Annotated in this window: 6 protein-coding genes; 1 reads left to right on the top strand and 5 read right to left on the bottom strand. The window is 48.8% G+C overall.

What is annotated here, in order from left to right:
• On the top strand, positions 1–413 hold a 413-nt coding region (locus R0J87_RS18065), incomplete at its 5' end, for an EAL domain-containing protein (RefSeq protein ID WP_498887901.1).
• A 62-nt stretch (positions 414–475) separates the two neighbouring features.
• Here the strand turns inward: R0J87_RS18065 and R0J87_RS18060 are convergent.
• The 5 genes from R0J87_RS18060 to R0J87_RS18040 are packed head-to-tail and all read right to left on the bottom strand — an operon-like array spanning position 476 to position 8,001.
• Positions 476–3,472, bottom strand: coding sequence for a response regulator (locus tag R0J87_RS18060; RefSeq protein WP_498887899.1), 2,997 nt, complete (start codon positions 3,470–3,472; stop codon positions 476–478).
• Entirely contained in the window at positions 3,469–5,937 is a 2,469-nt protein-coding gene (locus R0J87_RS18055; RefSeq protein WP_498887897.1) for a GAF domain-containing sensor histidine kinase, read from the bottom strand. Before R0J87_RS18055 ends, R0J87_RS18060 begins: the two co-directional genes overlap by 4 nt.
• Positions 5,906–6,640 carry a GGDEF domain-containing response regulator gene (locus R0J87_RS18050; RefSeq protein WP_498887895.1) on the bottom strand — a complete coding sequence of 245 codons (735 nt, stop codon included), beginning with the start codon at positions 6,638–6,640 and terminating at the stop codon, positions 5,906–5,908. Before R0J87_RS18050 ends, R0J87_RS18055 begins: the two co-directional genes overlap by 32 nt.
• A complete protein-coding gene (locus R0J87_RS18045) occupies positions 6,597–7,619 on the bottom strand; it encodes an Hpt domain-containing protein (protein WP_498887893.1) in 1,023 nt (340 codons plus the stop codon). Before R0J87_RS18045 ends, R0J87_RS18050 begins: the two co-directional genes overlap by 44 nt.
• Positions 7,612–8,001: a response regulator gene (locus tag R0J87_RS18040; protein WP_498887891.1), complete on the bottom strand. Its 390-nt coding sequence runs from the start codon at positions 7,999–8,001 to the stop codon at positions 7,612–7,614. The genes R0J87_RS18045 and R0J87_RS18040 overlap by 8 nt, the downstream gene beginning before the upstream one ends.
• Positions 8,002–8,133 lie beyond the last annotated feature (132 nt).

Below are 8,133 nucleotides of genomic sequence, written 5' to 3'. Positions count from 1 at the left end.
ACGGGGACGGCTCATGGATCCTCCTAGATACCTTTAGTATAAGGCCTGGAGGTGTCTACGAAACCCAGGGCGATTCACACCTCCTACAAAAACTTAAAAAGCTCGGCGTCCGCTTGGCATTAGATGACTTTGGCACCGGCTACAGCTCACTGAGCTACCTTCAACGCATTGATGCTGACAAATTAAAAATAGATAGAAGCTTTATTCATCAATGGTCACTCACCGGAGACTCTAGGCTACTAAAAACCATGATTGATCTGGGTAGCTCCATGAATATGTCAGTCGTTGTAGAGGGAGTTGAAACGATGCAAGAGCTTAATTTTCTAAAAGAAATCGGCTGCGACCAATACCAGGGCTTTTTAACCGCCAAGCCGATGCCTGCCAAAGCAATAGAAGAGAATCATTGGATATAGGAGTAAAATATGCAAATGGCCTAAGATGCATTCAGAGTCAAAGGCCATTTGGCAAAACATTTCTAACCGATTCTGTTAGGTCGATATGCTTCTACCCGTACAGCAACATTCTGTATCAGCGTATCAGCTGACAGTCGAGACTTTAGCAACACCGCCTCCACTTGTTCATGCTGTTCGCGATTCATATCAGCTCCCGATAAGATAATGATTTTTGCCCCAGGTAAATGACGCCGAATAATCGGCACAAGATCCCAACCAGAACCATCCGGCAAACCAATATCCAAAAGAACCACATCGTACATCTGCTGCTCGATGCACCTCTTTGCATCTTCAAAAGTATGCGCACTCTCAAAAGTAGCGCATGTACCCACCATAACAGAAACCACTTCATGCAGATCTTCGTCATCTTCTACATGCAATACTCTTGGAATGTGGCTTTGTTTTTCTAATAACTGTTGTTTCACGATGCCGATTAAGCGCTGCTGATCGATAGGTTTAGCTAGCCAGTCAATATTGCCAACATCTCCGTTCATTTCTAAGCGCCCCTGCTCTACCTTTGCCGATACCACCACAATAGGCAAATCCGCCGTGCTGGGATGTTCACGTAACCGTCGAATGATTTCCAAGCCACTTATGTCCGGTAGCATCAAATCTAAACTGACAAGATCATAATGGTGGTTGCTTATCGTATTTAATGCGTCTGTACCACAAAACGCCACATCAACATCATACCCTGCATCGCTTAACATCATACTTAATAGCTGAGCGACATCTTGATCATCTTCAACCACTAAGATACGGGCGGATTGACGATGGCCATCACCATCTTCAGACGGTGGGACGGCTACGGGTGCTAGCTGAGCGAGAGGTAGTTCAAAGAAAAAGCGTGAGCCTTCGCCTTCAGTGGACTCAAAGCCGATACGCCCGCCCATGTGCTCTATCAGCTCTTTTGTAATAGCAAGTCCCAGGCCAGTGCCATCTTTAGCGCGGGTGTCGGATGCATCAGCCTGGGCAAAACGTTGAAAAATTCTGCTACGAAAAGCATCAGAGATACCGGGACCATGATCTGCCACACTCACAATCGCTTTATGACGGACAACTTCAACATTGACCATTACTTTATCGTTATTAGGGGAAAACTTAACGGCATTAGATAGCAAATTAGATAGAACCTGCATCAGCCGCTGTGAATCTACCCGCACCTGCACATCATGATGATGCGCCTGCGCTAAAATAAGCGCTACCCCTCTGTCGCTACTGTAGTGACGGTTCGCTTCTAGCGCCTGCTCAACCAGTGGCATAAGCGGCTGTACCTGCATATCAAAATGCAGCTTTCCTGAGGCAATTTTCTCGATATCTAACAGGTCATTAATCAAGTGTGCTAAGCGTTTACTATTGCGATGAGCGGTGTCGAGCAATTTTTTAGCTTTATCAGGCAGCTCACCAAATGCGCCACCCACTAACAAACCAAGCGCACCCGAAATAGACGTTAAGGGCGTACGAAGCTCATGGCTCACCGTGGAAATAAATTCGTTTTTAAGCTTGTCTGCACGTTTTCGCTCAGTAATATCCTCTGCAACGCCTAAGTAACCGCTAATATGCCCTTCACCATTTCTCATTGGTGTTACCACTAGCGACACAGGCACATAGTGACCATCTTTGTGAACGTACGTCCACTCCCGCGTTTCTGCGCCCTGTTGTTCTGGCTTTGCCACAAATACTCTGAACCCTTCAACAGTCTGGCCTAACTCGCTACTTAACTGTACAGAACGGGTCTCTATTTCTTCTGTCACGTGGAACAGTGCTGGTGAATACTTACCCACCACATCGGTCTTGCGATACCCCAGCATGTTCACTGCGCCTTGGTTAAAAACAGTGATAATACCGTTGGTATCCGTCGCAATAATCGCCATCTCAGAGGCAGCTTCAAGCACATTGGTTAAAAAGCGCTCAGCCTCACGCGTTGCTTTATCGGCAGCATTGCGCTCAGTGGCCAAACGATTCATCGCTCGTGCTAGCAAACGGACTTCTTTTCCGCCTTGTTCACTGAAGTCACTATCAAAATGGGCGTTATCCGCCATTTGCTCAATGCGCCGAGTCATCATGTCGATAGGGCGGGTCAAGCTCCGAGCTATGCATACTCCCGCCAAGCCAACCAAGACAATCGCTATACCACTAATAAGTAAAAAATGGTGAAAGGATGCTTTAGCGGGTGCAACAGCGTCATCAAAAGGCAGTGCTCGTAATGCCACCCAGCCTACCGACTCTAATGGACGGGTAAACACCAGGTAACGCCGCTGCTGATAACTCACCATCGTGCCATCTGCCACCATGGACAATGCAGCATCCACTAATGTGTTAGCACCCTCTTCTGGAAGGGGCTGTAGAGAATCAATGCGTCTTTGCAACGACACAAACAAGCTGTGCTGAGGGTCAATAACCCAGGTGATTGCAGAAGAGCTTTCTGCTGCTTCATCTAAGCGCTGAGTACCCAACAAAGGCGTACTGGCAAGGTTAAGCATCCCACCTGCATACCCGATAATCTCTTCTTCAGCGGAGAGCACAGGTTGAACATATGAGATCAGCGGCAGCCCAGTGGTGCGCCCTAAAACAGGTGGAGAAATGACCGCTTCTTTTGTCTTACGGGCACGCTGAAAATGCGGGCGGTCAGCATAGTTAGTTCCTATTCGCCCTGGTACGTAAATATTCTCAGCAATTGCTGTCGCTTCTGCGTCAAATACAAATAGGCCATCTGGAAAAAGACGATGGGCGATAGATGGCTGCTGTAGACGCAAGCTAAGCTCTTGCTCGCTGCGTAGCTGCCCTTCGCTGGTGAGTAAGCGTGCCGCGAAAGCCTCCAACCCCAGCACACGCTGCTGCTGGACAAGGTCTAACTCTGACACAAGTCGTTCTATCTCTGACGCTTCGCGCTCTGCAACGCTCGCTGTATAGTCAGAGATCATAAGCTGGTAAACCGTCAATAACATCCCACCCACAAGAACTGCGCTTGTGACCAGCACAAGCAATACTACCCGCATACTTAGTGGCATGTTAATCATGGATATTTCCTTGGCAGCACGATAAAGAAGTTGGCCCCTCCGCCTTTTGCATCCCGGTAACCAATTTCCCCTCCCATTTGGTGGCAGATTTCTTGACTGATGGCTAAACCTAAGCCTGTACCGCCTAGCTTACGTGTATCGCTACCGTCGGCTTGAACAAAGCGCTGAAATAACTGGTCGCGAAACGCAGCGGTAACGCCTGGGCCATGGTCACGCACCGAGATCTCAATCGCGTTCTCATCCAGAATAATGGCTAGCTCTACGGCACTTCCTTGGGGGGAAAACTTGACCGCATTCGAAAGCAGGTTAGTCAGTGCTTGTATTAATCGGGGAGCATCTACTTCACACCAGGCAGATGGCCACATAGTAGGCGTTTTAATCGCTATCTGATACTGCTCACAGTAACCCTGCATAGATTCGACGACTTCATCTAATAACGGTGCAAGCAGCTGCAGGGTTAAGTTGATAGGCATTTTTCCCGCCACTAGCTTTTCCATATCCAGCAGATCATTGATCAGCGACGCGAGCCGCTGCGCATTTCTATCCGCCGTTATGATTAGCGATTGGGCTTTGTCAGGCAGCTGCCCTGTTGCTCCCCCTTTCAAAAGGCCAAGCGCGCCTTTAATAGAGGTCAGTGGCGTACGTAGCTCATGGCTCACCGTAGCAATAAACTGGTCCTTCATTTTATCGAGTTTACGGCGCTCGGTGATATCTTCTACTAAAGACCAAATAACGTTTCGCCCATCGCGCTCTTGACTTAACATTCCTTGTAAACGCACAGGATATCGACTGCCATCTTTACGTATATACTCTTTTTCAAAAGGCGCGTAACGGCCTGTCGTTGCCAACCCCAGCAACGCCTGCTCTTCCTGTGGCTGGTACGTTTGTGGCGTTACATCCCAGTAACTCAGTGCTAAAAACTCTTCGCGAGAATACCCCGTGGGCTGAATAAGGGCATCATTGACATCAATGAACTGCCCCGTTTCAACGTCGTTCAAGGCAATGCCAATCGGCGAGAACTCAAATAGCCCCCTAAGGCGCGCTTCATTACGCTCTAAGGCTAAGCGTGCTTGCTCCTTTTCATGGATATCGTACAGGTAGCCGTGCCACAAGATACTGCCATCCATAAGGCGCTCAGGTGTCGCCTGCCCCATGATCCAGCGATACTCTTCTTCATCCGACTGCACACGGAATGTCGCCTGCCAATACTCAAGCGTATTAGCCGAGCGCTCTATTGATACGCTTACATCCGCGACATCATCCGGGTGAATCCGCGCAAAAGCGGGAGTTGCGTCAATAGCGGCCTGCTCAGGTGACAACCCGTACAGCGCCTGAATTTGGGGTGAACTAAAAGGAAACGTTAGGCGACCATCAGGAAACCGTTTGAACTGATACGTAACACCCGGCAGCTGAGCGGTTAACTTGCTGAGGCGCTCATTGTGACGCGAGTTGGTCAACACATCTGAAAACCAGCGCGCCAGTAAGCGTATGAACAGCTGCTCACTTTCATCATAATTTTCTGATCGGGCAGCATGCGCCGTAAAACTCAACGTGCCAACTACTTGATTATCTATTTCAATGGCAGTTCCCGCATAGGTGCCTGACTGATGTATAGGGCAATAGGAGGCATTGAAAAACCTGCTTTGCTCGATATTAGTGATAAATAGCGTTTTCTCTTCTGATGCTTCACCACCTAATAAGTGCTGACACAACGTACTCGTCAGGGATAAGGTGTGCCCTGTTTCCAACGCAACACCCTCTGATGTGTTTTTCCAGTCAATGGTATAGGCTTGTCCTTCGGCTTGACTTAGCGTAGCCGTATCCATTCTCAAGTATTGACGAGCTGCACTAAGCGCATGATCAATTTTTTCATTTAATGAAGGCTGCCGAGAAAAAGCGATATTGTTAAGTAGCGCCAAGGCATTTTGATGCTTTTGTAGCTTATTGGCCACGGAGAAGTCTGAGTTTAGTGTGGCTTCGTCCGCATGGATTAGCGCCTCTATGGTGGCTGCAAAGTCGCTGAGCATCTCGGTCTGATCAGCCGTCAATACTCTTGGTTGCGTATCGATAAGGCACAAGGTGCCGATGGGATAACCTGCACGAGTATGCAGCGGAACGCCCGCGTAAAAGCGAATATGGGGTGCTCCCGTTACCAGCGGGTTATCTACAAAACGAGGGTCTTCTAAGGTGTTAGTAATGACGAGAGGCGAGGCCTGTAAAATGGTATGCCCACAAAAAGAAATATGTCGCGACGTTTCGGTGAGCACCAGCCCCTGCCGAGACTTGAACCATTGCCGATCCCCATCAATGAGCGATACCCACACCACAGGCACCGAGAAGCACTGACGTACGAGGTGTGTGATGCGATCAAAACGCACATCAGAACCACGATTCAACAAATCAGTGGCTTCCAGCGCACCTTGACGCTCAGCTTCATTTTTTAGAAGAGCCGGTATCTTCATCATCAACTCCAGCTACCAAGTGGCTCGCTGCCTCATTGACCGCTAAACAGACACGGTTGCGGCCGCTCTGTTTGGCTTGATAAAGAGCTTTATCGGCTTTTTCGAGCAGCGATTCTGCAGCAGCATCAAGAAAATGCTGATTATCCGCGACGCCTGCTGATAAAGTGCAAGAAAATGAGGCATCACCGGCGGTAAATCGAATAGCAGCAAAGTCTTCGCGCAGGCTGTTAACCATGCTGAGAGCATTATCAGATGTACAATCAAGCAGCACCAATGCAAACTCTTCTCCGCCATAGCGGCCCAGTTTATCGGTACTCCGGAAGCGCTGACGAAGTAACGTTCCCATAGCTGCAATCACACTATCACCCACTACATGGCCGTAGGTGTCGTTAATCCGTTTAAAATGGTCAATATCCAGCATGACAACGCAAAATGCTTGAGGTTTTCGTCGCGCCAATTGCCACTGGTCTTGCAACGCCTCTTTAATACTGGCGTGTTTAAGCAACCCAGTGAGTGCATCTCTATTTTTGGTATGTTCAAGCTTACGCAGCCTAGCAACACGCGCCTTACAAAGGTTAATTAAAAGAGTCGTATTAATAGGTTTCTCTAAAAATGCATCGCCCCCTCTTAACAGCGCCTGACCACGAAGCCCTGGATTAGACTCAGCAGACAAATAGACGATAGGTATTTGAGACCAGCGATCCATTTGCCCTAAAAGGGCGGCGGTCTCCGCCCCTGTAATGCCTGGCAGCCAGAGATCCATTAAAAATCAGCTCAGGATTAATCTCGCTGATAGCCTCAAACAGCGGCTCCGCCTTATTGAAGGTAGTCACCACCATTCCGGCCTCTTCCAGCACACACTGCAAATGCTGCGCCAGCTCAACGTCATCTTCAACAATAACAACACGCTCTGACTGGCTATCCTTTGTCTTAATTAACTGAGCTATAGAGGCAGCAAGTTTTATCATATCTAGTGGCTTGGTAAAGTAATTACTACCTCCACTACGCAAAGCTTGAAGCCTGACGGTAAAATTCTCATCTGTGCCTGTAAATAAAATCGGGCACGTGAAACCTTTTAAGCATTCCTGCCAGAATAGTACCGGATCTTTTTCGAGCACCTCTAACGGCGCAGCACGATGGTCGACGAGTAATACGTCTGGTTCAACACCACTAACTGATGCAACCTCCTGTGCATCACTAAAATGGCGTACCTGAAAACCAAAACTCTTAAGCTGCTGAACGGCATATTCAGCTAACATGGCATCCCGCTCTATAAACCATATGCTGGGTGCATCTTGTATTTTGGCAGAGCCTTCTGATTCCACTATGATTGTAGCGCTTTGGCGGTTATCTGCGTCAAGCGCCTGTTGTAGCTGTATTACCCATTGCGCCACCGGCAACCGCTGATCATGAGCATGTGGATCGTCTAATAACGCTGCGACTTGCGTTTCTAGCACACGGGCGTGATGCCCAAGTTGAGCAAATCCAAACGTACCGGCGGAACCCGCAAGAGAATGCAATAGTGAGTGTAGCTGCTGATAAGGCACCATTGACGACGGAGGCTCTGATAGCTGCTCGGCAAGCATCGCCAATGTTTCTAGCTCAGACACAAGGCGCTGGGCATAAGCACCGGATAGGGTTTTCAGGCGATCTGAGTGTACATTGGAGGAGTCCGCATTACTCATGAAAGGTCTCCCAAACACCACGGACTTTATCAGCAAGCGTCATAGGGTCAAATGGCTTTGCAATCACCTCTATCGCTCCCAGTGCTTTATAGCGGGCGATTTCTTCAGGATGGACCTTGGCAGTCATGAAAGCCACCGCCACCGACTCATTCAAAAGCCCCTGATGCCTAAGCGCTTCAAGGGTGGCAGGCCCGTCCATACCGGGCATCATGACATCCAGTAATAGCATTTGCGGGTTAAACGCCTGGATTTCTTGCAAGGCTTGATCGCCGGACCCACAGATATTCACTGTCAAGCCTCCCACGTCTTCCAACGCCATGGCGGCTATCTCACGAATATCGGGGTCATCCTCAACGTACATCACCCTGTCGAGTATCTCCATGCTACGCTCCACTCAGACTTTTTATTGGCATATTGACACACTATCAACTTATGAGAGGGCGGATGCAGACTCTGAGTGCAACACACTCATTGGATGGTTGATGGGCTTGCATGGTACTTGGCCATCAGCTCG

This window comes from Halomonas sp. SIMBA_159, from assembly GCF_046536035.1.
In the GTDB taxonomy this organism is placed as follows: Bacteria; Pseudomonadota; Gammaproteobacteria; order Pseudomonadales; family Halomonadaceae; genus Vreelandella; species Vreelandella venusta_A.
This window is presented reverse-complemented; position numbering and strand designations above follow the sequence as displayed.